This window comes from Agrobacterium sp. (assembly GCF_032092815.1).
Classification (GTDB): domain Bacteria; phylum Pseudomonadota; class Alphaproteobacteria; order Rhizobiales; family Rhizobiaceae; genus Agrobacterium.
This window is the reverse complement of record NZ_DAMDBP010000027.1, coordinates 22300-47766: the sequence shown is the minus strand read 5'-3', so window position 1 is coordinate 47766 and position 25467 is coordinate 22300. Positions and strand designations below refer to the sequence as shown.

The following is a 25467-nucleotide window of genomic DNA, read 5'->3' as shown; positions in this document are numbered from 1 at the left end:
CGCTCCATCAAATCAGCGCAAATTTGTCTACGTCGACCATGCCCTTGTCTGAGATTTTCAGATGCGGAATGACCGGCAGCGGTAGGAACGCCACCTGCAGGAAGGGTTCTTCCAGCGTTGTGCCGAGCGCATAGGCCGCCTGGCGCAATGTGTGCAACGTGTCGCGCACGCTTTCATAGGGCTCCAGGCTCATCAGACCGGCAATGGGCAAGGCAATCTCGCCGGTGACCTTGCCATCCGCGACCACAACAAAACCGCCCTTGATTTCCCCCAGCCGATTGGCGGCCAGCGCCATGTCATCCTCATTGACACCAACCACGCAGATATTGTGGCTGTCATGGCCGACGGTGGAGGCTATGGCACCCTTTTTCAGGCCAAAACCCTGCACGAAGCCGTTGGCATGGTTGCCGTTCTTGCCGTGACGCTCGATCACTGCGACCTTGATGATATCCTGATTGAGATCAACGGACGTCTGATTGCCAAAGGAGGGCAGGCGAAAACGGCGATGTTCGGTAATGATCTTGCCGGGCATGACCCCGATGACAGGTGTTTCCCCTTCACTAACTGGCACGCCGAAATGCGCGGCGAGAACTGGTCTTGCCTTCACACTATCCAGACCAACCGGCTCTACGGATTTACGGGTGCCAAACAACGCGTCGGTGACCTGGCGGCCTGCGGCAAATACAAGCTGCGCCTTGCAGCTTTCAAGACTGTCCAGCACCACCAGATCGGCGCGCCAGCCCGGCGCAACAAGGCCACGATCCCGCAGGCCAAAAGCCCGTGCTGCAGAAATGGAGGCGGCGCGGTAGATGGCTAGAGGTTCCACGCCATGGGTAATGGCTGTGCGGATCATGTAATCGAGATGACCCTGTTCGGCGATATCAAGCGGGTTGCGATCATCCGTGCAGAGCGCCAGATAGGGCGACAGGCGCTCTGTAATGATTGGCATCAGCGCGTGCAGGTCCTTGGAGACCGAACCTTCGCGCACCAGAATATGCATGCCTTTGCGGATCTTTTCCAAAGCCTCGGGTGCATTGGTGCATTCATGCTCGGTGCGAATGCCGGCCGAGAGGTAGCCATTAAGGGCCGTGCCGGACAGAAGGGGGGCGTGGCCATCAATGTGCTGGCCCTGAAAGGCTTCGAGTTTGGCCATGCAGACCGGGTCTTTGTGAATGACGCCGGGGAAATTCATGAATTCGGCAAGGCCGATGACCTTGGGGTGGCTGCGGAATGGCAAAAGTCGCTCGATCGGCAAATCTGCGCCTGCGGTTTCCAGATGGGTGGCGGGCACGCAGGACGACAGCTGGACACGAATGTCCATGATTGTCTGCAGCGCGGAATCCAGAAAGAACTGGATGCCTTCGGTGCCCAGCACATTGGCGATTTCATGCGGATCACAGATTGCCGTTGTCACGCCATAGGGCAGCACACAACGATCGAATTCATGCGGTGTGACCAGTGATGATTCAATGTGCAGATGGGTATCGATAAAACCGGGAACAACGATCTTTCCGGTAATGTCGATTTCCTGTTTTCCGACATAGTTTTCGCAGGTGCCGACAATGGTATCGCCACAGATGGCAATGTCGGAGGCAACCAGTTCACCGGTGACCAGATCGAAGAAACGCCCGCCTTTCAGAACGATATCTGCCGGCTGGCGGCCTGTGCCCTGATCGATTCTGTTTTCAAGAGTAGCGGTCACGGGAAGCCTCATTTCGTTCGATTTGCATTGGGTCAGGATTAAGCCAGACCGGGCAAGTAATTGTCCAGCCTGATTATTTGCGAACTCAAAAAACAAAACCGGGCGTTTTGCAACACCCGGTTCGGTCTGTTTCGTGCAACAGGATGTCGCTGCTTATTCAGCAGGAACGATCTTGCCGTCTTCCCACTTGTAGAGCGAAAAAGCCTGCGAGGTCAGGTCACCGGCTTCGCCGTAAGTGACAGAGCCGATAGCCGTTGCAATTGGCTCGCCAGACTTCAGAGCTGTGGTAACAGCTTCGGAATCTTCTGCGCTACCAGCCTTTTCGATGCCGGCTTTAAGAACTTCAACAGCGGCATAGGCGTTCAGCGTGAAGGCTTCAGCCGGGATGTTGGCCGCAGCAAGCGCATCAGCCGCAGCCTTGGAGTCCGCGTTCTTCAGTGCATCGGCAGCATTGGTGAAGACTGTTCCAGCGGCAGCCTGAGCGCCGATGTTCCAGAATTCGGAGTTGGACAGGCCGTCACCACCGATGACAGTGATCTTGGCGCCAGCGTCGTTGATCTGACGAACGAGCAGGCCGGCTTCCGGGTGGTAACCACCGAAATAAACGACATCAACGTTTTCAGACTTCAGGCGTGAAACCAGCGCGCTCAGATCCTTTTCACCCGGTGTCAGGGCGTCATCGAACACCTCGGTCACGCCACCGGCGTTGAGGGTCTTCTTGAAGGAGTCTGCCAGGCCCTTGCCGTATGCGCCCTTGTCGTTCAGAACGGCTACGCGCTTGTCCTTGAGGTTCTTGACGACGTAAGCCGCAGCAACTTCGGCCTGCTGGTCGTCACGACCGCATGTGCGCAAGATATTGGTGAGGCCACGGTTGGTCAGATCAGGTGCCGTTGCAGTCGGCGTCACCATCAGGATGCCGTTTTCAGCAAAGACGTCAGAGGCAGGGATGGCAACGCCCGAGGTTACCGGGCCAACAACGAAACGAATGCCTTCGGCAACGAGCTGGTTGGCTGCAGAAACGCCCTGCTTTGGTTCGCCGGCATCGTCAGCCAGCTTGAGGACGACCTGCTCGCCCAGAATGCCGCCCTTCTTGTTGATTTCATCAACAGCGACCTGTGCGCCGTTCTTGACCTGATCGCCGTAAGCGGCAACCGGGCCGGTCAGCGGAGCGATGAGGCCGATAACGATTTCCGCATGTGCCAGAGGTGCAAACGCGAACGAAGCGGCGAGTGCAACACTTGCCAGTAACTTGGTTTTCATGTGGTGTCTCCTTGGGGTGGGCTTTTCGCCCGTTTGTGGTCTGGCTGGCTTTACGCCATCAGACATCGGCGGCGCCGTTCATTGTCGCGTCCGGCAGCATCCTGATTTCACTCTAGGAAATTAGGCCACGATTCCACAAGGTATTTCGTGCCAATTATTGTTCAGCTTGTGTGATCCGAGACAGCATATTTCGTGGTGCATGCAATGGAAATATTCACGATCAGCCACTGGTTTTTAAACACGAATGAACAGATATTTTAATCATGAGCCAAGCCGACGACGATTTCCTTGAAAAGCTGCCCGTCATTCTCGAATTCGAGGATGTTGCCGACCCGTCCCTCTACCTGCCATTGCCAGATGGTTGGGCGCTGGCGGTGGCCGATATTGTCGATTCTACCGGGGCCATTGAAGGCGGGCGTTACAAGGCCGTCAACATGGCCGGTGCCGGGGTTATTTCTGCTATCGCCAATGTGCTCGGCAAGGCGGACCTGCCCTTTGTATTTGGCGGCGATGGTGCGGTGGTTGCTATTCCACCTGACGGTCTCGACCAGGCACGCGATGCGCTTGCCCGCGCACAAAGCTGGGTGCAGGACGATATGGATATGCAGTTGCGTGCCGCACTGGTGCCAGTGTCGGAAATCCGCGCCAATGGGCTGGATGTGCGTGTTGCCCGCTACAGGGCGAGTGAAAATGCGACCTATGCCATGTTTTCCGGTGGTGGAAACAGTTGGGCAGAGGCTCGTATGAAGCAGGGGGTCTACACTGTGGAGGCGGCGCCCTCCGGGGCACGTCCTGATCTGACCGGGCTTTCCTGTCGCTGGAACCCGATCCAGTCCAACCATGGGCGGATTGTGTCGATCATCGCCATTCCAGGTCCGTCGGGCAATGGTCGTGCTTTTCGCAAGCTGGTAGCCGATGTGGTGATGCTGGCCAATGAAGATGGCCGGGGAGGACACCCGGTACCTGTTGATGGGCCTGAACTGGGCTTTGTGCGCGAAGGGCTTGGCATGGAGGCAAAGGCGCAAGCGGGCTACGGCGACCTTTTGATGCGCTTGCGTCGCTCGCTGTCCATCCTCGGACAAGTGTTTCTGGTACGCATTCTCTACGCGGCTGGCATGTCGCTGGGGCGTTTCAATGCCGCCATTTACAAACGTGAAGTGGCAAGCAACACCGATTTCCGGAAATTTGACGACGGTTTGAAGATGACTGTCGATGTGTCATCCGCCAGATTGCTGCGCATCAAGTCTGCTCTTGAAAAGGCTTCAGCAGATGGTGTCTGTTATTACGGTCTGCATGAACAGGATGCGGCACTGATGACCTGCATCGTGCCGACGGCGCTCAGCCATGATCACATGCACTTCGTAGATGGTGCCTCGGGTGGATACGCAACTGCCGCCGCCCGTCTCAAGGCACAGATGTCTTGAAACTTGCTTTCATAGGTGGGTACCCGGTCAAAAACGGGGCTGCACTTCACGCAACGTGAAGTAAAAAATACGACTTATATCGATTGAAATGAATATTTATTCTGCGAAAGGATATAAATGACAAAAGCGGCCATTAAAAATGACCGCTTTGACAGAATTGCACTTATTTCGCGCAATTTTTTCGCAGACTTCTTTCACGGGAAGCCTGCAATGTTCGCGCTATCATTCAGGCGGCAGACTTGTTGCTCTGCGGCTGACAATAAATCTCTTCGAGGGAAGCGAGGATCTTCTTCACAGCTTCAGAGGAGCTGGAGTAGTAGATCGTCTGCGCATCACGACGGGTCTTTACCAGTCTCTGGGCGCGCAGTTTGGACAGATGCTGGGACAGAGCCGACTGGCTAAGGCCAACCTGCGTTGCCAGAACGCCAACAGGAACTTCGCCTTCCACGAGGCTGCAAAGGATCATCAATCTCTTGGGATTGGCCATTGCAGACAACAGTCCGGCAGCCGCGTTGGATTGCTCTGATAGAGATTGGGTATTCATATGCTCGGCTCTCCTGCGAACGGTCGTCTCGTTGGCGAATTTAGGTTTGATGTGTCCAATTTAGCAACACGGGTACAATTTTGTATATACCTAAATCTAAGGTATAAGGCCACTTTATTAGTGTTGTTTTATATTATCATGTAAAAATAGTTTATCCTGAAATTTTATTAAAAAATCGTACTGATTTTGTCGGTTTTCGGCTTGAATCCGCTGTTTTTTGCGGCGTCGAGTGGAATTGGTGAGCGTGATACCCAACTTTCACGAATTTTTGGTCGCTCGTCCCATTTGTCTACTGAAACGTTACAACTGCAAATTTTCGCGTATATTCCATTTGTTAATGATAAACATGACATGTCGAGGGAAGAAGATTCATTTCAATTCCTGATTCGAAATCCGTGCAAAATCGACATGCCAGAATCAGCGATTTCTGTGGCGTGTCAGTCCGCTGACCACGTCATCGGCGGATATGGTGCCGATGATCGCACCGTTTTCGACCACGCCAATCATGCCGGGATGTTTGCTCAAAGCATCGAGAATATCGATAAGCGGAACCGAGGCGCGGGCCGTGCCGGAGATCGAGCGTTTTCCTGTCTGTTCCGATATGCCAGGCTTCATGATGTCGCCTGCGGTCAACATCGAGATCGGGTTCATGTTCTGCACGAAGTCGGCGACATAAGAGGTGGCCGGGTTTTTGACGATCTCCTGTGGGGTGCCGCACTGGATGATGCGACCACCTTCCATCATGGCAATGCGGTTGCCGATGCGGAATGCTTCGTCGAGATCGTGGCTGACAAACAGGATGGTCTTTTTCAGGCGGCTCTGGAATTCGAGTAGCTCATCCTGCAGGCGACTACGGATCAGCGGATCGAGTGCCGAAAACGGCTCATCCATCAACAGGATCGGTGCGCCGGTGGCAAAGGCGCGGGCAAGGCCGACGCGCTGCTGCATGCCGCCGGACAATTCGCTAACTTTCCGGTTTGCCCATTGGGACAGATTGACGAGTTCAAGCTGCTCGGCGACGCGCTGCTTGCGTTCTGCCTCCGGCACATTGGCCAACTCCAGACCAAAACCCACATTGTCGGCAACGTTACGCCATGGCAGCAGGCTGAACTGCTGGAATACCATGGAGACCGTGTCGGTGCGCAAGGCGCGTAGAGCACGCGATGATGCCTTGTAAGGATCGACGAAACCGCCTGATGTGCGGACCCCAACATTGCCGCGCACAACGGGCGCCAGACCGTTGACGGCACGCAGCAGTGTTGATTTTCCAGAGCCCGACAGTCCCATCAGTACCAGGATTTCGCCTTCGCGCACCGTCAGTGAGGCATTGGCAACGCCAAGTACAAGGCCGGTTTCGCGGTTGATCTGGTCACGGCTCTTGCCTCGATCGATCAGCGGTAGAGCCTTTTCGGGCTTGTTGCCGAAGACGATATCAACGTTACCGAAGATGATTGCGTCACTCATGCCTCATCCTCCGAGCCGGGAATGCGAAACATTCGATCCAGAATGATGGCAAGGATAACGATACAAAGGCCTGCCTCAAAACCCATGGCGATATTGACGGTGTTAAGCGCGCGGACAACCGGAACACCCAAGCCATTGGCGCCGACGAGTGCTGAGATCACGACCATGGAGAGCGACAGCATGATGGTTTGCGTCAGGCCCGCCATGATCTGAGGCATGGCGAAGGGCAGCTCCACCTTGCGAAGGACCTGCGCCGGTGTCGCGCCAAAAGCAATAGCGGCTTCAGTCAGAGCCGGTGGGGTTGAGATAATGCCAAGACGGGTGAGGCGGATGGGCGCTGGAATGGAGAAAATAACCGTGGCGATCAAACCAGGCACCATGCCAAGCCCAAACAGGATCAGGGCTGGGATGAGATAAACAAAGGTCGGTATGGTCTGCATCAGGTCCAGTGCTGGGCGCATAAAGACATAAAACCATTTGCGGCGAGCGGCCAGAATCCCGAGCGGCACACCGATGCTCATGCAGACAAAACTTGCAGCCAAAACAAGTGCCAGCGTTTCGGTCGTGGCTTTCCAGTAACCGAGGTTGACGATGAGCAGCAAGCCGAGCGCGGTGAACAGTGGCACGCCAATCGCGCGGCGCAGCCACAGGGAAAGGCCGGTAATGATGGCGATGACCAGCAGAGGATGCGGTGTTTGCAGAACATAAAGCAGAGCATCGACAACTGTCTTTAAAATGAAAGACAACCAGTCGAAAAAGAAAGCCAGATTGGTCGTCAGCCAGTCAATCGCGTCTTTTGCATAGCGTCCGACCGGAAGACGATTTTCAGGTGCACTGATCCATTCCACAGAAAGACAGCCTTTTCGTGATAAAATATCTGATAAAAACCCGGCCATGCCGCGATGGCCGGTTATAGGTTCGACAGGATTTGTAACCAGCGTCTTTTAGAGGCCGAGGCTCGTTTTTACTGCAGGTAGTCCGTCTTCACCCTTGAAGGTTTTGACGCCTGCCAGCCAAGGCTCGATTGCTGCCGGATTGGCTTTCATCCATGCGGTTGCTGCTGCTTCCGGCTCCGTGCCGTCATTCAAGATCTTGCCCATGATTTCGTTTTCCATTGGCAAGGAGAATTGCAGGTTTTTCAGCAAAGTACCGACATTGGCGCATTCTGTCGTGTAGCCGGCCCGCACGTTGGTATGTACGGTTGCGCCACCAAAATCGGGACCGAACACATCATCGCCGCCCGAGAGATAGGTCAACTTGAAATTGGCGTTCATGGGGTGCGGTTCCCAGCCCAAAAACACGATCGGTTCACCTGCTTTGTCGGCACGAGCGACCTGAGACAGCATGCCCTGTTCGGAGGATTCCACGACCTCAAAGCTTTTGAGCCCGAACGTGTCCTTTTCGACCATGTCGAGGATCAGGCGGTTGCCGTCATTGCCGGGTTCAATGCCGTAAATCTTGCCTTCCAGTGCGTCCTTGTGGGTCACGATGTCCTTGAAATCCTTGATGCCGAGCTCAGCGCCCTTGGCATTGGTGGCAAGGGTATATTTTGCGCCAGCCAGGTTTTCACGAACAGTTTCTACTGATTTGTCTTCACGGAAAGGCGCGATATCGGCCTCCATGGTCGGCATCCAATTGCCGAGAAATACGTCGATGTCCTTGTTTTTCAAGGAAGTATAGGTCACCGGCACGGAGAGAATCTTAACATCGGTCTGGTAGCCGAGGCTTTTGAGGATGACGGACGCCGTGGCTGTCGTTGCGGTGATATCGGTCCAGCCTACATCGGAGAAACGAACCGTTGCGCAACTTTCCGGCTCTGCCGCATGGGCACCCGAGAGACCAAAGGCCGTGATTGAAACCGCTGCCGCGAGGGCAAGACAGCGCCTTTTGTTGACAAGCATTGTGTACTCCCTGTTTTTTGTTCCCGTGTCATTATCAATATATGCCCGACACAATCAACTCATGTGCATTTGCGTGCGGGCTCACTTCATTTGCGACATGATTTGCCGCGCATCACGCCTTGCTCACAAATCCGGCCGATAAATCCTGTGGTTTGTGCTGCTTTATGCTTCCCATTGCGGTTGAGGGGCGCCACAAGCCTTACGCATACGAATATCTGGCGTGGGCGCGCCTTCTTACAGTTAAGCCGGAGGCGACATGGCCAAGCTCTATTTCAATTATGCCGCGATGAATGCTGGCAAATCGACGATGTTGCTGCAGGCCTCCTATAACTATCACGAGCGCGGCATGCGCACGCTGATTTTTACCGCCTCATTTGACGACCGGGCGGGTGTCGGGCGCGTTGCGTCGCGAATCGGCCTGTCGTCAGATGCGCTGCTGTTTTACCCGGAAACCAATATTTTCGATGAGGTGAAACGGCTGCATGCGGACGATGCGGTGGCATGTGTTTTCGTTGATGAAGCCAATTTTCTCTCCGAACATCATGTGTGGCAACTGGCCGACATTGCCGACAAGCTGAACATTCCTGTGATGGCCTACGGCTTGCGCACCGATTTTCAGGGCAAGCTGTTTCCGGCATCTAAAGAATTGCTGGCGATTGCCGATGAGCTGCGTGAAATCCGCACCATCTGCCATTGCGGCCGCAAGGCAACGATGGTTGCCCGTTATGATGCCGACGGCAATGTCATCAAGGAAGGTGCGCAGATCGACGTCGGTGGCAATGAGAAATACGTCTCGTTCTGCCGCCGGCACTGGGTTGAAACCGTCAAGGAAAGCTGAGTGCAGCGGATAGTTTTCCGTGTTTGATTTTGGTCAAAGAGTGCAGTTCATCTTCGCGGTATCACCCACTCAACGCCGCAGGGTGCGGCTTCGCTCAGGAGTGCAAAAGATGCCAAACAAATTCCTTCGTCTTGCCAGCGCCGTTGCTGTTGCCGGCTTGTTCGCATTTCCGGCCTTGGCTGCTGAAATCGAGGTGAAGATGCTGAACAAGGGCGCCAACGGTGACGCCATGGTGTTTGAACCTGCCGCCGTGAAGGCCAATGTCGGCGATGTCATTGTGTTCGTGCCGGTTGACAAGGGCCATGATGCGGCTGCCGTGAAGGGCATGATCCCGGAAGGGTCTGACGAATTCAAGGGCAAGATGAACCAGACGCTGAAAGTGACCATCGACAAGGAAGGTGCATTCGTCGTCAAATGCACTCCACATCTTGGTATGGGCATGATCGCGCTGGTTGTGGCCGGTGAGGGTGCACCTGTCAATCTCGATGCAATCAAGACGGGCAAGCTGCCAAAGAAGGCCCGCGAACGTCTGGATGCCGAAATAGCAAATCTGGGCCTCTAAGTTTGTGATTTAACTGCAATCTCTTGAATTTGCGGTTTCCAAAACTGATATTTTCTATAAGGTCGCCTTCATTCTGAAAGGCGGCCTTTTTGCTGTTCATTGTTTGGGGAGAGAAACTCATATGGCTACGTTGCAATCCTTCGATACCGAAATCGAGAAGACAAAAGTGGCAGTCAATGAAATGCCCACGAAACTGGAGCAGTCGAGCACGGTGCTGGATCAGTTCTCCAAGGCAGACACCAAGCTTGGTGACGTCAATTTCGATATTGAAAATGCCCGCATTCAGGACGTTTTGAACCAGCAGAAGGTGATGGAGGCCAATATTGCTGACCTCATCATCGGCCTCGAAGATGCCACCAATGTTTTCGGCACCGAATTCGAAAGCATGAAGAACTACACAGGGTATGAAAAATTCGTCGGTATCTTCTCCAAGCAGAAGGCACAGCGCATGCGCACGGAGCGTGTTCGCAACATGTCGCTGGCTGGCAATCTTCAGGAACTTCTGTCGAAGTCCGACAGCATTGTCGGCATTCTGAAAGAACAGAAGGGTGTTCTCGACCAGCGCTATTCCTCGTCCGAAACCAGCCTTGTGAAGGTGATTGAACGACGCAAGAGCACAACTGCCCTTTTGGAAGCGACCCAGAAGCAGATCGAACAGCTGAACCCGGCGCTGCTGGATCTTGAAAACAAGATCGCAGCCTCGACTGACCAGTCGCAGCGCACCGAGCTGGAAGGCCAGCGCTCCAAACTTGCCACCGAATATAATCTGGCACAGGCAAAGGAACAGGAACTTCTGGCCGAAAGCCAGACGCTGGAGCGTTATACCTCGATGTTCCAGACATTCGTGGATTCGCTCAACAACCAGATCGCGGCGCAAAACACCCTGATCAACAAGCTGACCATCGATACCGAACAGCGCATCGTGCTCTACAAGGCGCTGGAAGACAGCTTGAAAACGGCCGCCCAGCAGGATGTGGCACACAAGATCAACACACTTGGCTCCCAGGTGGACACTGCCGCAGAAGAGACGATGGCGGGCATCGGTTCTGCCGCACAGCGCCATATCGGCGACCTGCTGGAACTGCACGAAAAGAATATGTTGTCGACGCAGGACATTCAGCGTCGCAAGAAGCTGGCCGACGAGGCGTTTTCACGTCGTTTCCAGACGGTTCTCGACAAGCACAATGCGGCGAACTACGTGAAGCAGTAAGACAACGACCGGAGTTCTCCGTTGACACCGACCGCCGACAATGCCGCAGTGACGCAATATTTCAACACCATGTCAGCGGCTTTGGCTGGCATGGATATCTATTTCTCGCAACCGAACCTGATGTTGCCCGGCAGCGGTTTGGCGGGACGGCTGCTGCTTCCCTACATGGAGCGGTTGCGAAACTCGTTTAGCTGTTGGCAAAACCGCATCGGTTTTATGGAACAGTTTCGTATTTCGCGGGCCGAAAGTGGTTTTCCTGTTTTCCAGAGTGTTCTGGAATTGGAAAATGACCGTAACGGCGCGGAAAAACGTCTGGCCTCGCTTCCCGAAGCCAGTGTTCTACGCTCCGAGATGGCCGATTTCATTTTGCGCCACCGAGAGTTTCCATCGGCCCTGCAAACGCAGATGGCTGAGCGGCTTTACCTGCAGCAAATTCGCCGCGGGGCAATCTTTTCCCCCTTCGTGTTGCCGGAAACCATTCATGTTTCCGTCAATCCGCAGAATTCCCGACCGGTCTATGTGGTGACCTGGGGGGTGTTTGATGGGCCGCAGACACTGCCGATGATCTATGTGGCAACCATTGAGGATTCGTCCGAAAATGTCAGCCGTCTGCTGGTGGGGCCGGCCGGCAACCTGCGGGATGATGTGGACATTCCACTTCCCGTCGGTGGGTTGTTGAACCCTGAACTGGCCGTGCGCTTTGACGATTTTATCGTCAGGAATGGTGCTTATGGGCTGACGCCTGCCACCATTGCCGCCAATCTCGACAAGGATTTCGAGACGCTGCATCCCAAGATGTTGCGGCGGATCGTGCTGGGGCCATTTTATTCCTCGGGCATCACGGAGAACAATGCGCGGGTCAATGACATCCTGTCCAAGGTTCGCAAGGACGAAAATGCCTGGCTGATGAGCTGGACGATGCAGGAAGTCTTCTCGAAAAAAGAGCGGCCGGCGACGAAAGGCTTTTTCTCATCGACCCCGGCCATGCAGGAATTCCATATCGAAACCAATGATCTTGAGGCCGCACGCATGGGCGTGAGTGCCTATGAGAAACATGCACTGGTGCCGCACGAGGCCTATCAGGCGCTTTATGCCGCGGGTGAGGCAACGGCGATCTTCGGCAATTACAAGGTACATGTGATTTCCGGCCGCCAGGTGGTCAGCGAGGTTTGATGCGATGAACAGTTTGAATGCCGGATTGACGACCATTCATGAAGACGAAATTGCCAGCCACCTGTCGGTTGCCCAAAGTCTGGTGACGAAATTCATCGTGCTCGACAGTGGCAACGGGCAGGGCAGCGGTGCAGCATTGGCTGGGACCGGTCGGCGGTTCGTGTCGACGGTGTCCACCGGATCGGTGCGCAGCACCCGCGAAGTGGAGCTGGTGCGAACCATACAGGCTGTGCGGCCATCTGACCCGATGCTTTCCCCCACGCAGCACACGGTTCTTTACCGTGCGCGACGCGGTGTGCAGATCGCCTTGGCGGTGGCTGATGTGTTTGCGCGCCAGACGGCACTTGAGCAATTGCAGGCCCGCAACCGCACCGCTCCGCTTGCGGCGGCGGAGGCAGATCAGTTCAAGGCGCTTCTTTCTGCCAGTGCCTATATCTCGGCATTCACGCTGGGTGCTTATCTCGTCTCAACGCTTTCCGGCGATGGCGAGCCGGTTGATGACAGCAAGGAACCGGACTTCCTGTTCGATACGCCACAAGATGCGATGAAAAGCATGCTGGCGGGTCTTGATGCCGGCTTGGCGGGTGCTGCTGATGATGTGACGCTTGTGGCGCGTGCGCGCGCTTTTGCCCGTGATGCGATCCAGGGTCTTTTGACCCGCAAAGCGCGCTTTACGGCACTTTCGGTGTTTGAGAACAGCCATATTCGCGTGGATCAGGATGATTTCACGCTGGACGGCTTTGATGTTGCGCCGGGTGAAAAGCGCAAGCCGCTTTCGATGAGCTTCAAGAAACCGGAAGAGATCATCGGCAACCACATCGCCAAATATCAGGCCTTGAAGTTGGCCAAGATGATGATGGCCTATGACTTTGACCGACAGATGAACCCGTTTGTGGAACTGGGCGGTTTCCTGTTCACCTTCATTGGTGACGGCATGCCGGGAACGGGCAAGACCATCCTGATCCAGATGCTGGCCGGCATGCTGAATGATTATTGCCAGGTGGCCGGTTATGCCTTCCACTATGAGAATTTCGGCGTCGACCAGATTTCGTCCTACCAGGGCAAATCAGGGCAGAATGCCAAGGCCTTTATCAATAACGTCATGAACCCTCGGGCGATTGGTTTTGGCACCATTGATGATGTCGATCAGGTAGCGGCCAAGCGTTCGGATGATCGTGCTTCTGCCGGTCAGCATGAAGTGACGGCGGTGTTGATGGAAAGTTTTGCCGGTGCCTCGACTGTGGTTCGCGGCAATTGTTCTTTCGGCATGTTCTCCAACTATCCGGAAAATGTCGATGATGCGCTTCGTCAGCGGGCAGGGGCGCGCTGGCTGGTGGACGGACCACAGACCGAGCACGACTATATCGACATCTTCTCGTTGCTGGTGGGCAAAAACCACTCCATTCCGCTTGGCGACCACGCGCTGTTTGCCGATCAGGAAATCAAGAAGGCGGTGTCCGGTTCCTATGAAAAACACAGCCGACCGCAGGAAGACGGTCTGATCGCCGTGTGGGAGCGCTACGAAGGTCGCCATGGCCGCATTGAAACGCTGGCGGATATTGGTGCCTATCTGCACATGATCAAGGAGGCGGAGCCGCGCTTTACCGGCCGTGCCATCAAGAACATTACCGATGCCATCAAGATGCGGGCAATGGATGTGGAACTGCCGGATGCGTGGTTTGAGACGCCTGAGGCCTTCATGCACAAATCCTATGACGATAAAAAAGCGATGATTGCCGAGCTGCGTGGTCCGGTGACCATGGAGATGATCCTGCAGGAGATCAACCGCTACGCCGACAGCGAATTCCGCTACACCGACAAGTCAGATGATGCGGCCGTATCCGACATCATTCGCCGCGAACGGCAGCGTGAGAAGGCGGTTGGCGAAATCGAGGCGATGAAACGCGACGGACGGTGGGAGCAATGAACCGCCTGCTGGAAACGGAACTGATTTACGGCCGGTTGCTGGAAATCCGCGAGCCTCATCTCATCGACCGCTACAACAAGGCGCTTGAAGGGTTTGGTTTGCGCAAAACCAAGCTGTCCAGTTTCGAAATCGACATGACGGGTTTTTCGCCGCAAATCGCCTACGAGCTGGGAGACAAGGATTATCTTGATCCCGACCGGGTCAACCGCCGTTTCATCATCATGACGCCAGAGCAGGAAAATCTGCCGGTGGTGCATACCAGTTTTTCCAACACGGCTGGTTTGATGCATGAATTTTTCGCGGCCAATGCCCGCGCCATCAATGCCATCACCATCAAGGATGCACTGTTTGGCGAGATTGAAGACAGTGTTGCGACGGTTGAAAGCCTGGAAGACCTTCTGTCGATCAATGAAGTTCGGTTTCGCGTGTTTTCGGCTGAAAATGTGCTTGATCGCGCGGCAGAACTACGCCAGCTCGTTGACCGCCTGCAAACCGATGAAAACGCCTGGCGTGATGATGCCATGCTGAACCGGATGGTCGAGCTTGCCAAACTGACCGGCGATATTCGCCAGAACACGCTGGTGCCGGATCAGCTGGTGTTTCGCCATGATGCCTTCTGGGCCAATCATTTTGGCGGGGTGTTCATCTTCCTCGACGGGCGCAACACAACGGTGATTTGTGATGCCAATGCACCGGGGTTCCGGCGTTCACGGCCATGGCAGGTCAGCTACATCTCGATCAATGATCACCAGCGGGTCTATGATTTTCTGGCGCAGAGTGGTCGCATCGAGCTGCCACGCGCCAGCTGGGTGGAGGCGTCGGGCCTGTTCCGGCATCGCAGCGAGATGATCCTGAAACAGCTGGTCAATGATGCGGCCCCTGATGCCGGAACGCTGATGGCCGATCCGATCTGGATGCAGACATGGCTGCACATGAACAGTGCGCGTATCACCCGTGACGGGGCCTATCCATTTTTACAGGACACCATGCGCAGGATTGCCGCAACCGGCAGCATCCGCATGGAGGACGTCAAACCGGAATGGCGGTTCATGCTGGTGCGAGCACGGACCGATCATGCGGACCAGTGGCTGGTCAACCGGTTGATCTCGCAGATGGTGCCTGCCGACTTCGTGTCTCGCTTCATCTTCGACAAGCAGGGTTTCTACGCCTCTTACGAGCGATATTCGGAAAAGTTTCGTGAGTATGTTGTATCGACGTTGACCGGCACATATCTGAAAGACAAAAAAGAGTTCCGCCACAGACTTTATGGCATAGGAGAAGATGACCATGCTTGATCCGATCATCACGTTCTTCCAGCGGCTTTTCAGCGCCATAGGTCGGGGGGTCGGTATTGCTGTTGCATGGTTGCTGTGGCCATTCATGGCTGCGCATGGCTGGTACAATCAACGCACCTGGACCGTCAAAGGCGTGGTGCTTGCCGTTCTGGCGGTACTGGTGGTGTCCTACGGTTATTTTATCATTCAGACCCAGCGCTGGACCAATTTTGATCCGGACTACATCGCGGCCTACAAGTTCGCCGAGAGAACTGTTCCGGCCGGACAGGAGTTGCCTGCGACCGACGGTGCGGCCAAAACCTGCCAGCGTTCGGCAATTGTCGATGTTGCCTCCGACCTGACGGATTTCAACGTCAACCAGAATGCGTGGATTTCCTCCATGCTGCTCTACCGTATGGGCCTGTTTGGACTTGATTGGGACAATACGCCGTTCCTCGACAACAAGGCCTCGTTCCAGCGTGGTATCAACCAGGCGGTCCGTCGTACGTCCGTCGAGCTTGTCGATACGCTGGGTCGCGTGCGTGGTACATCCGGCATCAACAGCAATCTCCAGGAAGCGCGCGGCAACATGCAGTTCAGCGAATATTCCTGGTATTTTGGCCTTGATCCGTTTGGTCCGAAAAGCCCGACACCAAGTTATTATCGCTCCGCGATGCGTAGCTTCCAGGTATTCAATGCAGAGCTGGTGGCGTGTAATGCGGTATTTGACGGCCGCGCCGACAACCTGATCCAGTTTATCGATCGTATTGCCGGCGACATCGGTTCGACCTCGGCGATCCTGAGAGAGCGTTCCGAAAACTACAATGGCGGCTGGTTTGACACCCGCGCCGATGACCGTTTCTGGTTCGCCTATGGCCAGCTCTACGGTTATTACGGCGTACTGTCTGCTGCCGGTGCCGACTTCTCGCAGGTGATCCGCGAGCGCAACCTGACGAACCTGTGGAATGATACGCTGTCTCAGACCCGCGCAGCTCTGCGCATTCAGCCTGCTATCATTTCCAATGGCGAGGAAAGCGGCTGGCTCATGCCATCGCATCTCGCAACGATGGGCTTTTACGTGTTGCGCGTACGTTCGAACCTTGTTGAGCTGCGCTCCGTACTGGATCGTTGAGACTGGTCTTTTGAACAAGCTGGTTTCCGAGATCGCAAGAACGGTTTCGGAAGCCACAAAATCCTGCCGCGACCAGTGCTAGCAGGCACAGTCTTGCAGCCACACACATCGGCTTGTCGGACGAAGGGGGCTTGCCGGGATTAAAAGGGCGTTTCAGCTAATGAGCTTGGAGCGAATAGCCTTGGCCACCAGTTGCGTGCGGTTGACGCAATCCAGTTTCTTGATGGCATTGTTCATATAGGCATTCACTGTGTGGTCGGACAGCGAGAGTATCTGGCCGATTTCGGCCGATGTCTTGCCTTGAGCTGTCCAGCGGATGACCTCAAGCTCCCGCTTGGTCAATGTGCGGACAGGGGCCATTTCGTTGCGCCGCATCGTGTCATAGACGTCGTAGGCGTGAAGCCCGATCATTGCCAGTTCATTCATCATGCTTTGGCTTGGGCGCTGCGCATCACCGTCAAAACGCATGATGTAACGTTCACCTGAAGGGCAATTTATCGGGATCATGACGCCGGCAACAACGCCATAGTCGCGCATGATCCGCTTCATCTCGGTCGGGAACGGCGGCTCGTAACCGTCGATTGCCCAGTATTGCGGCAGAAGCGATCTGTTGAGGCGCGGGATGACCGGACAGAGGGGCAAGAACTGGTTAGCATCGATTTCACGAACAAAGCGCGCCGACACTGTGCTTTCTGCAACCAGTGGTGCCAATAACAGATCATTGATCGCCGGTGAACGGATCAAAGACACGTGGGCAAAACCGAATTGTTTGGCGACTTTATGAACGGCAAGCAGCCAAGCCGGACGACTGTCGGCTGCTGATATTTCTTCGCTCAATAGCGATTGCCGTTCGATGAGTACCATTAAAAAGGTTTCTTTGGTGGGCCAATTGCCTGATATGTTAACGGTAACAAATATATGAAATGCACCGAAACGCTACTAATAAATTTGATGGTCTAATCACAGTTTTAAATGGAATTTATTTGTTGTGGTATATCAGAGCGTTATCAGACGTCAATTGGTCTGACAGATTTTCCACTGTTGCCGGTTTTGAAATCTCTGGCCCAATGCCGGCGCCCAGCAGCGCAAAAATGAGGAATCATTCCATGAATGTGCCGCTGAACGAAATCTCATTCCCTTAAGGTTTCGGCGTGTCGCTTTTCGGTTTGGCCATGATCTTCTCAAGGAAACCAAGCATGAGAGCTGACACCACAAAGGCCAGATGAATGATGGTGAACCACATCAGTTTGCTGTCGCTGTACTGGTTGGCATTCAGGAAAATCTGCAGCAGGTGGATGGAGGAGATTGCCACGATGGAGGATGCAACCTTGATCTTCAGGCTGCCGGAATCCAGCTTGCCGAGGAAGGATACTTCCGCATCGGCTTCATCAAAACGACTGACGAAGTTTTCATAGCCGGAAATCATCACCATGACGATGAGGCTTGCCACCAGAGCCGCATCGATCAGGCCAAGCATCGCAAGGATCATGTCCGCTTCGTCATAGATAAAGACGTTCTTGGCAACTTTCAGAAACTTCAACACGAAAGAAAACGCGTAGACGCCCAAGGCAGCAACAAGCCCGAGATAAAAGACCACCAGCAACCAACGGCTGGAGAGGATGATGCGTTCTACGATCAGTTCGAGCGATTTCATGCAGGGTTTCCGCTGATTGTTTGGTGCTGAAGTATGTTGTCTTTCAATATTGTGCGGGCATTTAAGGTTGGTGTGGTGAGGGCGCAAGTATTGCGGTCAAAAAATTGATAAGCAGCATGGGCATTGTTGATCTGTCCGTGTTTTTTAGATGTCTTAAATAAACTATTTGGTGTTTATCTTGTCTCTTGGTTGTGTTGCGTGAGTAAATGCACCTGAAGTGGATTTTTGATGTATTGCTAATATGAAAAATGTCTTTCATTGATCTGTTGTGTTTTGGCAACATATATTGCGCGATTTAATCATGATGTTTTTGATCATGTTTTTTATATTGACTGATATAGTCATGTTTTTTAATCCTCCTCTTACGGCCTAGCCGTCATATTTCAGCATATCCGATCGGGTCATGAGAGCGTTGCGCCATCGTTGCGGCGACTGTTTCCGCATGCCTGCATAAAGGGGATCGTACATGATAATTGGGCATTCCAGATCAGCACTTCTTGTCTGCACGGCAATGGTTTTGCTTTCTGGCACGGGGACATCATACGCACAGGACGCGGCTCAGACGGCGCAGGCAGATAGCACAGTTCTCAACAGGATCGTGGTCAAGGGCAAGCGCACAACCGCTGCCAACGCCGCGTCCGACACGCCGCTGGCAAGCCAGACAACGGCCGACCAGATCCGCAAGAAGGAAATTTCCAGTGCGCGTGATCTCGGTAACACAACAGAGCCAGGCGTTGATTACTCCGAGAGCAAACCGGGCAAGGTCGGCGGTCTTTATATTCGTGGTCTCGGTGGTAACCGCATCGCAACGCTGGTGGACGGTATCCCGATTTCGTCGTTCGGCAATCTGGTTCGTGCTGGCGCATCGTCGCCAACGACCGGCCTCAGCGATGCTGCCAATGCTTTCGATTTTTCCTCACTGTCAGCTGTTGACGTGGTGCGTGGTGCGGATTCCAGTCGTCTCGGCTCGGGTGCACTTGCTGGCGCGCTGGTGCTGCGCACGCTCGAGCCAGAAGAACTGATTGAACAGGGCAGAGACTGGGGCGGTGTCGTCAAGCTTGGTTATGACAGTGCTGATAAGAGCATCGGCGGTTCTGTTGCCGTTGCCAAGAAGATCGAAAACACATCTATTCTCTTCCAGGGTGCCTACAAGAAGGGTCATGAGCGCGACAACAAGGGAACGGCCGATATCTACGGCTTCCGTCGCACCGAGCCTAATCCGACCGACTTTGACCAGAACAACCTCATGGCAAAGGTTCGTCAGGATTTGGAAGGTGGTCATCGCATTGGCGTGACGGCAGAACGTTATGATCTGGACACCGATTTCGCCCTGAAGACTATGCAGAGCGCCACTGTCGTGTCCGGTACCACGTATCTGCCGGATCAGGGGTGGGGTGTCGAAGACACCCACCGTGATCGCGTTTCTCTTGATTACAATTACGAGTCCCAGAGCGAGGATTCGTTGATCGATGCAGCGACAGCAACGCTGTTCTGGCAGAAGACCACGAAGGAAGCCGGTTCTGACGGCATTCGCACCAGCGGTGCGGTGCGTTACCTGCGCCACAATGATTTTGAGGAAAATTCCTACGGCCTGACCGGCAATGTGCTTTCGAGATTTGAGACCGGCAACCTCAATCACGAAGTTCGCCTCGGAGGAACGCTGCAATTCTTCCGTACCGAGCAGTATCTTGCAGGTCTTCCGGCAAGTGCTGCGGTCAACAAGCCTGATATGCCCGACGTTCACGGCAAGAAGGTTGGCGTTTATCTTGATGATCGCATCAGCTTTGGTGACAGCGGTTTTGCCCTGACCCCGGGTGTTCGTTTCGATTGGTATGATTACAGCCCCAAGTCGACGACCGGTTACGCTGGTCCACTGACATCAAGAGATGGTTCGCGTATTTCGCCAAAGCTGCTGGCAACCTACCAGCTGACACCGGCAACCGAACTGTTTGCGCAGTATTCGATGACTTACCGTGCGCCGACCATTGACGAGCTCTACACCTACTTCCCGAACACTTTTTATACGGTGCAGGGCAACTCCTCCCTAAAGGCTGAAACCGGGCAGGGCTTTGAAGTTGGCGCAAACTACGAAAGTGGCGGTTTCTCCGGCAAGGTAACTGCGTTCCACAACACGTACTCGAACTTCATCGAAGACTACACTGTCACGACGTCGCCTTTGGTCATGTCCTGGAGGAACATCGACAAGGTCACGATTTCGGGCATCGAGTTGAAGGGGCGTCAGGAGTTTGAAAACGGCTTCTTCCTGAATGGTTCAATTGCCTATGCCTATGGCAAGAACAAGACGGATGATGCCAATCTGCGGTCTGTTTCGCCGCTCAAGGCGATTGTCGGTGTTGGCTACGACCAGGATGTCTGGGGAACCGAACTTTCGGGTATCTTTGCTGCCGGAATGAGAGATGACGGCAATGCAAACACCTTTGACGCGCCGGGTTACGGCATCGCCAACCTCACAGGCTGGTGGGAGCCAGAACAGCTCAACGGTCTGCGCATTCAGGCCGGCGTATATAACATCTTCGACAGAAAATACTGGAACGCTGTTGCTGTGCGGGACGTGAACCCGCTGTCGCAGTCCAGTGGCAACCAGCCGGTCGATTTCTATTCGGAAGTTGGTCGCTCCTTCAAAATTTCGCTGACGAAGACGTTCTAATCCTAAAACTGGCGGGGGGCCGGGCGAGGGTGGCACGAGAGTGCCGCCCTTTTTGGCTTTTAAACTTTTTTATTCTGGACGCGGGCAGTACCCGAACTTTACCGGCAGTAGAGATATCCGCCTTTACGCTCCAGCACATCCAGATGCAGGTGATCCTGATGGGTCGCGTCGCTGCCAGGCGACAGTACGGTCTTGAAAAACAGGCAGGCTGCCGTGGTGATGGTGCGCTGAAAAGCGCCTTCAACCGAACCATCTTCATCGCGTGGTTTCATGATCAGGGGATCGCCCTTGTCAAAGGCTATGGATGAAATGTCGACGGCATTGCCCTTGGCATGTTCGGAGATCTTGCCATTTTTTGTACTGTTTCGGTTGCGGCAGACATAGGTCGAAGCATTGGCAAGTGCGGTGATTTTTCGCTCGGGCATCGACAGTCTGGCTGATGGTACCAGCATGTCCTTTGCCCAGCGGCTAAGCGCCAGCGCCGTTTCACAGCGCATTGGGCCCGCCGGATTGAGCTTGATGCCCTGACCGACGGATGACAGTTCAATTGGCGAAGCGATGCCGCAGCCATTTTCTGCGCCTTTGATGGTATCAAGCGTCTTGAACTCTGCACCCAGTGTTTTTAGCTCAGTTATGCAGGCCTGCAATTCCGCAGGATCTTCCTGCTCCACCGGGATCACGCCCTCCTGTTTTTCCTCGGTGTCCCGTTTGTTGTCGTCGGACTTGTCTTCCTCTTCGGTCGAGGGGGCCGTCGTTGCCTTGTCGCCTTCCGGCTTATTCTCTTCCTGCTTGTTGTTTTCTGGATTGGGTTGCGGTTTCGGTGTCTCAGCTTCTGCCGGTACCCCGGCAGGTTTGTTCTCTTCTGTCTTTTCAGAAGCAGGTTTTTGTTGCGGAACGGGAACGGTATCGGGTGGTTCAGAGGCTGAAATCAGCAGCAGGCTTGCTACCAGAATAACAAAACGATGAGGCATTTTGCCGGGCACTCCTTCGTATCGGTGAAGGGTGAACGCCTTTGCCCTTATTCCGGTTCATTCGCTCCTTTTAAGTACTTGCCATATGGTTTGGTGCAGGCTAACTATTACCGCCATGAACACAATGTCGAAGAACATCGGTAACTGGTGGTGGGGCAGCTAAATGCGGCCTTGACCAGTCATGTCTTCAGACGACGACCAAGCCGCCCGAAATCTCAGGCGGCTTTTTTGTTATCTTGCCGCCTGCCATCGGGTCTGAACTAACGGGGAAGTAAGAAATGGTAACGATCCTTCAGGATGATGGAGCGGAAATATACGAGACCAAGGGCGGCGTGAAAGTGACACGCCAGCGTCGTGAAGCCGACTATACCGGTGCAATCGACTCCTACATTGAACGGCTTGATGAACGCCGTGGTGCGGTCTTCTCCTCCAACTATGAATATCCCGGTCGTTACACCCGTTGGGATACCGCCATTATCGACCCGCCGCTTGGCATTTCCTGCTTTGGCCGCACCATGTGGATTGAAGCCTATAATGAGCGCGGTGAGGTGCTGCTGTCCTTCATCCGTGAAAAGCTGGCCGCTACGCCTGATCTGACCCTGGGTGCTTCCAGTGCGCGTCGCCTTGATCTGGTGGTCAACGAACCGGACCGCGTGTTTACCGAAGAAGAACGTTCGAAAATCCCGACGGTCTTTACTGCGCTGCGCGCCATTGTCGAGCTGTTCTATTCCAGCGCAGATTCAGCCATCGGCCTGTTTGGCGCCTTCGGTTATGACCTTGCATTCCAGTTCGACGCGATAAAGCTGTCGCTGCAGCGCCCTGAGGATCAGCGCGACATGGTGCTGTTCCTGCCGGATGAAATTCTGGTGGTGGATCACTATTCGGCCAAGGCCTGGATTGACCGCTACGATTTCGAAAAGGGCGGACTAACCACGGCTGGCAAGGCCGAAGACATTGTGTCTGAACCTTTCAAGCCGACAAATACAATTCCGCCGAGGGGCGATCATCGCCCTGGTGAATATTCCGAACTGGTGGTGAAGGCCAAGGAAAGCTTCCGTCGCGGTGACCTGTTTGAAGTGGTGCCGGGTCAGAAGTTCATGGAGCGTTGCGACAGCAAGCCATCCGACCTGTCGCGTCGTCTGAAAGCCATTAATCCGTCGCCATATTCCTTCTTCATCAATCTCGGCCATCAGGAATATCTGATCGGCGCATCGCCTGAAATGTTCGTTCGCGTTTCGGGCCGCCGCATCGAAACCTGCCCGATTTCCGGCACCATCAAGCGTGGTGACGATCCGATTGCCGATTCCGAGCAGATCCTCAAGCTGCTCAATTCCAAGAAGGATGAATCCGAACTGACCATGTGCTCGGACGTTGACCGCAACGACAAGAGCCGTGTGTGTGAACCGGGTTCGGTCAAGGTCATCGGTCGCCGCCAGATCGAGATGTATTCGCGGCTTATTCACACCGTGGACCATATTGAAGGACGCCTTCGTGATGGCATGGATGCGTTTGACGGCTTCCTCAGCCACGCCTGGGCTGTGACGGTTACCGGTGCGCCAAAGCTGTGGGCAATGCGCTTTATCGAAAGTCATGAAAAGAGCCCGCGTGCCTGGTATGGTGGTGCCATCGGCATGGTTGGTTTCAACGGCGACATGAATACCGGTCTGACCCTGCGTACCATTCGCGTCAAGGACGGTATTGCCGAGGTGCGGGCAGGGGCAACACTGCTCAATGATTCCAACCCGCAGGAAGAAGAAGCTGAAACCGAACTGAAGGCGTCGGCGATGATTGCGGCGATCCGAGATGCCAAGGCTGCCAATTCTTCCAACTCGAAGCGTGATACGGCAAAGGTTGGCACGGGTGTCAAAATCCTGCTTGTCGACCATGAAGACAGTTTCGTGCACACGCTTGCCAACTACTTCCGCCAGACCGGTGCAACGGTTTCCACCGTGCGCACGCCGGTGCCCGCTGAAGTGTTCGACCGGTTCCAGCCGGATCTGGTTGTGCTGTCACCCGGACCGGGTAACCCAAGCGACTTCGATTGCAAGGCAACCATCAAGGCGGCGCGCGCCCGCGAACTGCCAATCTTTGGTGTATGCCTTGGTCTGCAGGCATTGGCCGAAGCCTATGGTGGCGAACTGCGACAGCTTGCCGTGCCGATGCATGGCAAGCCATCGCGCATTCGTGTGCTGGAGCCAGGTCTGGTGTTTTCCGGTCTTGGCAAGGAGGTCACCGTTGGTCGTTACCATTCGATCTTTGCCGATCCTGCGACCTTGCACCGTGATTTCATCATTACCGCAGAAAGCGAAGATGGCACGATCATGGGCATTGAACATGCCAAGGAGCCGGTTGCAGCTGTACAGTTCCATCCGGAATCGATCATGACGCTGGGGCAGGATGCAGGCATGCGGATGATAGAGAACGTGGTTGCGCATCTGGCGCGGCGCTCCAAAATCAAGGCGGCTTGATGCTGCTCGAATATCGGCGGCGTTGATGAAACGCCGCCGTTTTTGTTTGCAAATCCAATCGGTGATGCACAATCGTGAAATTTCTCAGATATGTCTTTATCGCGATCATCCTCGGCGTTGTGGCTGTCACTGCGGGGACAGTTCTTTCGAGGGGCCACACAAAAGACAACGCTGACCGCGCGGATAATTCACGCAGCATTCTGGTGCTGAAAAATCCTATCCACACCGACATTGCCATACCGGTTGATGCGGATCTGCTGACCCGCTTTTCCTTCCTGCGGAACGGTGATCTCGATATCGATCACCCCGGTCTTGCTTATCTGGTCATCGGTTGGGGCGGTCGGTCGTTTTATACGGAAACCCCGACCTGGGCGGATTTGAAGCCAATGCCGGTGTTGAAAAGTTTTACGCTTGATCACTCGGTCATGCATGTTGCGCTGGCCGGCGATATTCCGCTTTCCGATGAGAGCATTACCCCTCTGCGCGTTTCTGGTGACGGTTACCGCGCGCTGATTGATTTCATCGACGGCAGTTTTGCGAGGCCGCAAGGCAAGCCGCTACCGCTTTTGGGGAAATCCTACAGTTCCAATGATGCGTTTTTCGAAGCCAATGGTTATTTCAACGCTCTATTGGGCTGTAATACCTGGACGGCCGCCGCCTTGCGTGCCGCTGGCGTGGAAACCGGATGGTGGACACCGCTGCCACCCTTGCTGATAACATCGCTGCGCTTGCATAATGATGTTTCGGTTTTGCCTGCGCAATAAACATCATACCAAGGTTTGCTGCCTGTCAAAGTGGCCCAGAGCATAATGGAGGGAACTCGATGAGTGACATTGCTGATAACAGTGCGTCCGCCATCTCCTTTCAGCGCACATGCCCGATCATCCGTATTTTTGATGAAGACAAGGCACGAGAATTCTACGTGGACTTCCTTGGTTTTCAGGTTGATTGGGAACACCGTTTTGGCGACAATTTTCCGCTCTACATGCAGGTGTCCCGTGCCGGTCTAATTCTGCATTTGAGTGGCCATCATGGCGATGCCTCACCCGGCTCCAACACTTTCGTGGTCATGAAAGGTGTTCAGGCCTATCAGAAAGATCTGGTCGCAAAAGACTACACCTATCTGAAACCGGGCGTAGAGACCTTGCCTTGGGGATTGCAGATGGAGGTCACTGATCCTTTCAGCAACCGAATACGGTTTTGCGAACAAGATGATTAACGGCAACGAGCCGTCATACTTGACGTTGCCTGTCGATTGAACGATAGAAAAGCAAATCTGAACCGCGTGCACGATA

21 protein-coding genes are annotated in these 25467 nt (G+C 54.4%); 12 read left to right on the top strand and 9 right to left on the bottom strand.

The window, feature by feature from the left end:
- Positions 1 to 7: 7 nt before the first annotated feature.
- Positions 8 to 1702, bottom strand: coding sequence for an adenine deaminase (gene ade / locus RT613_RS15915; RefSeq protein WP_313616861.1), 1695 nt, complete (start codon positions 1700 to 1702; stop codon positions 8 to 10).
- A 153-nt stretch (positions 1703 to 1855) separates the two neighbouring features.
- Positions 1856 to 2962: a branched-chain amino acid ABC transporter substrate-binding protein gene (locus RT613_RS15910; protein ID WP_313616860.1), complete on the bottom strand. Its 1107-nt coding sequence runs from the start codon at positions 2960 to 2962 to the stop codon at positions 1856 to 1858.
- A 263-nt stretch (positions 2963 to 3225) separates the two neighbouring features.
- Between RT613_RS15910 and RT613_RS15905 the strand changes: the two genes are divergently transcribed.
- The gene (locus RT613_RS15905; RefSeq protein ID WP_313616858.1) at positions 3226 to 4386 is read left to right on the top strand and encodes a DUF3095 domain-containing protein; all 1161 of its coding nucleotides are present in this window, start codon (positions 3226 to 3228) and stop codon (positions 4384 to 4386) included.
- Positions 4387 to 4612: 226 nt separating this feature from the next.
- Here RT613_RS15905 and RT613_RS15900 read toward each other — a convergent pair whose 3' ends face one another.
- The 4 genes from RT613_RS15900 to RT613_RS15885 form a co-directional block, all read right to left on the bottom strand.
- Positions 4613 to 4930, bottom strand: coding sequence for a metalloregulator ArsR/SmtB family transcription factor (locus tag RT613_RS15900; protein ID WP_313616856.1), 318 nt, complete (start codon positions 4928 to 4930; stop codon positions 4613 to 4615).
- A gap of 417 nt (positions 4931 to 5347) precedes the next feature.
- Positions 5348 to 6394: a choline ABC transporter ATP-binding protein gene (gene choV / locus RT613_RS15895; protein ID WP_313616854.1), complete on the bottom strand. Its 1047-nt coding sequence runs from the start codon at positions 6392 to 6394 to the stop codon at positions 5348 to 5350.
- A complete protein-coding gene (gene choW / locus RT613_RS15890; protein ID WP_409558836.1) occupies positions 6391 to 7290 on the bottom strand; it encodes a choline ABC transporter permease subunit in 900 nt (299 codons plus the stop codon). The genes choV and choW overlap by 4 nt, the downstream gene beginning before the upstream one ends.
- Positions 7291 to 7338: 48 nt before the next feature.
- Positions 7339 to 8295 carry a choline ABC transporter substrate-binding protein gene (locus RT613_RS15885; RefSeq protein WP_313616850.1) on the bottom strand — a complete coding sequence of 319 codons (957 nt, stop codon included), beginning with the start codon at positions 8293 to 8295 and terminating at the stop codon, positions 7339 to 7341.
- A gap of 256 nt (positions 8296 to 8551) precedes the next feature.
- Here RT613_RS15885 and RT613_RS15880 point away from each other — a divergent pair, with 256 nt between their 5' ends.
- From RT613_RS15880 to RT613_RS15850, 7 genes are all read left to right on the top strand, one after another.
- Positions 8552 to 9133 carry a thymidine kinase gene (locus tag RT613_RS15880; protein ID WP_313616848.1) on the top strand — a complete coding sequence of 194 codons (582 nt, stop codon included), beginning with the start codon at positions 8552 to 8554 and terminating at the stop codon, positions 9131 to 9133.
- Positions 9134 to 9242: 109 nt separating this feature from the next.
- Positions 9243 to 9695, top strand: coding sequence for a pseudoazurin (locus tag RT613_RS15875; RefSeq protein ID WP_313616846.1), 453 nt, complete (start codon positions 9243 to 9245; stop codon positions 9693 to 9695).
- A 121-nt stretch (positions 9696 to 9816) separates the two neighbouring features.
- Positions 9817 to 10905, top strand: coding sequence for a hypothetical protein (locus RT613_RS15870; RefSeq protein WP_313616844.1), 1089 nt, complete (start codon positions 9817 to 9819; stop codon positions 10903 to 10905).
- Positions 10906 to 10974: 69 nt separating this feature from the next.
- Entirely contained in the window at positions 10975 to 12078 is a 1104-nt protein-coding gene (locus tag RT613_RS15865) for a hypothetical protein (RefSeq protein ID WP_313616881.1), read from the top strand.
- A gap of 4 nt (positions 12079 to 12082) precedes the next feature.
- On the top strand, positions 12083 to 14005 hold the full coding sequence (locus RT613_RS15860) for an AAA family ATPase (protein ID WP_313616842.1): 1923 nt from the start codon (positions 12083 to 12085) through the stop codon (positions 14003 to 14005).
- A complete protein-coding gene (locus RT613_RS15855) occupies positions 14002 to 15300 on the top strand; it encodes a DUF6638 family protein (RefSeq protein ID WP_313616840.1) in 1299 nt (432 codons plus the stop codon). The genes RT613_RS15860 and RT613_RS15855 overlap by 4 nt, the downstream gene beginning before the upstream one ends.
- The gene (locus tag RT613_RS15850) at positions 15293 to 16411 is read left to right on the top strand and encodes a DUF2333 family protein (protein ID WP_313616838.1); all 1119 of its coding nucleotides are present in this window, start codon (positions 15293 to 15295) and stop codon (positions 16409 to 16411) included. The genes RT613_RS15855 and RT613_RS15850 overlap by 8 nt, the downstream gene beginning before the upstream one ends.
- Positions 16412 to 16564: 153 nt before the next feature.
- On the opposite strand, the gene RT613_RS15845 is transcribed toward RT613_RS15850, so the two are convergent.
- Both RT613_RS15845 and RT613_RS15840 read right to left on the bottom strand, forming a co-directional pair.
- Positions 16565 to 17275: a helix-turn-helix transcriptional regulator gene (locus RT613_RS15845; protein ID WP_313616836.1), complete on the bottom strand. Its 711-nt coding sequence runs from the start codon at positions 17273 to 17275 to the stop codon at positions 16565 to 16567.
- 274 nt (positions 17276 to 17549) lie between these two features.
- The gene (locus tag RT613_RS15840; RefSeq protein ID WP_313616834.1) at positions 17550 to 18065 is read right to left on the bottom strand and encodes a TIGR00645 family protein; all 516 of its coding nucleotides are present in this window, start codon (positions 18063 to 18065) and stop codon (positions 17550 to 17552) included.
- A gap of 466 nt (positions 18066 to 18531) precedes the next feature.
- On the opposite strand from RT613_RS15840, the gene RT613_RS15835 reads away from it, so the two are divergent.
- Positions 18532 to 20733, top strand: a complete 2202-nt coding sequence (locus RT613_RS15835; protein WP_313616833.1) for a TonB-dependent hemoglobin/transferrin/lactoferrin family receptor — start codon at positions 18532 to 18534, stop codon at positions 20731 to 20733.
- Positions 20734 to 20831: 98 nt separating this feature from the next.
- On the opposite strand, the gene RT613_RS15830 is transcribed toward RT613_RS15835, so the two are convergent.
- A complete protein-coding gene (locus RT613_RS15830) occupies positions 20832 to 21704 on the bottom strand; it encodes an extensin family protein (protein WP_313616831.1) in 873 nt (290 codons plus the stop codon).
- Between the two features lie 278 nt (positions 21705 to 21982).
- On the opposite strand from RT613_RS15830, the gene RT613_RS15825 reads away from it, so the two are divergent.
- The 3 genes from RT613_RS15825 (at position 21983) to RT613_RS15815 (ending at position 25391) form a co-directional block, all read left to right on the top strand.
- Positions 21983 to 24172 (top strand): anthranilate synthase, encoded by a 2190-nt coding sequence (locus RT613_RS15825; RefSeq protein WP_313616829.1) that lies wholly within the window; start codon positions 21983 to 21985, stop codon positions 24170 to 24172.
- Positions 24173 to 24246: 74 nt separating this feature from the next.
- Positions 24247 to 24936, top strand: coding sequence for a TIGR02117 family protein (locus tag RT613_RS15820; RefSeq protein WP_409558835.1), 690 nt, complete (start codon positions 24247 to 24249; stop codon positions 24934 to 24936).
- Positions 24937 to 24995: 59 nt separating this feature from the next.
- On the top strand, positions 24996 to 25391 hold the full coding sequence (locus RT613_RS15815) for a glyoxalase superfamily protein (protein ID WP_313616828.1): 396 nt from the start codon (positions 24996 to 24998) through the stop codon (positions 25389 to 25391).
- Positions 25392 to 25467: the final 76 nt, after the last annotated feature.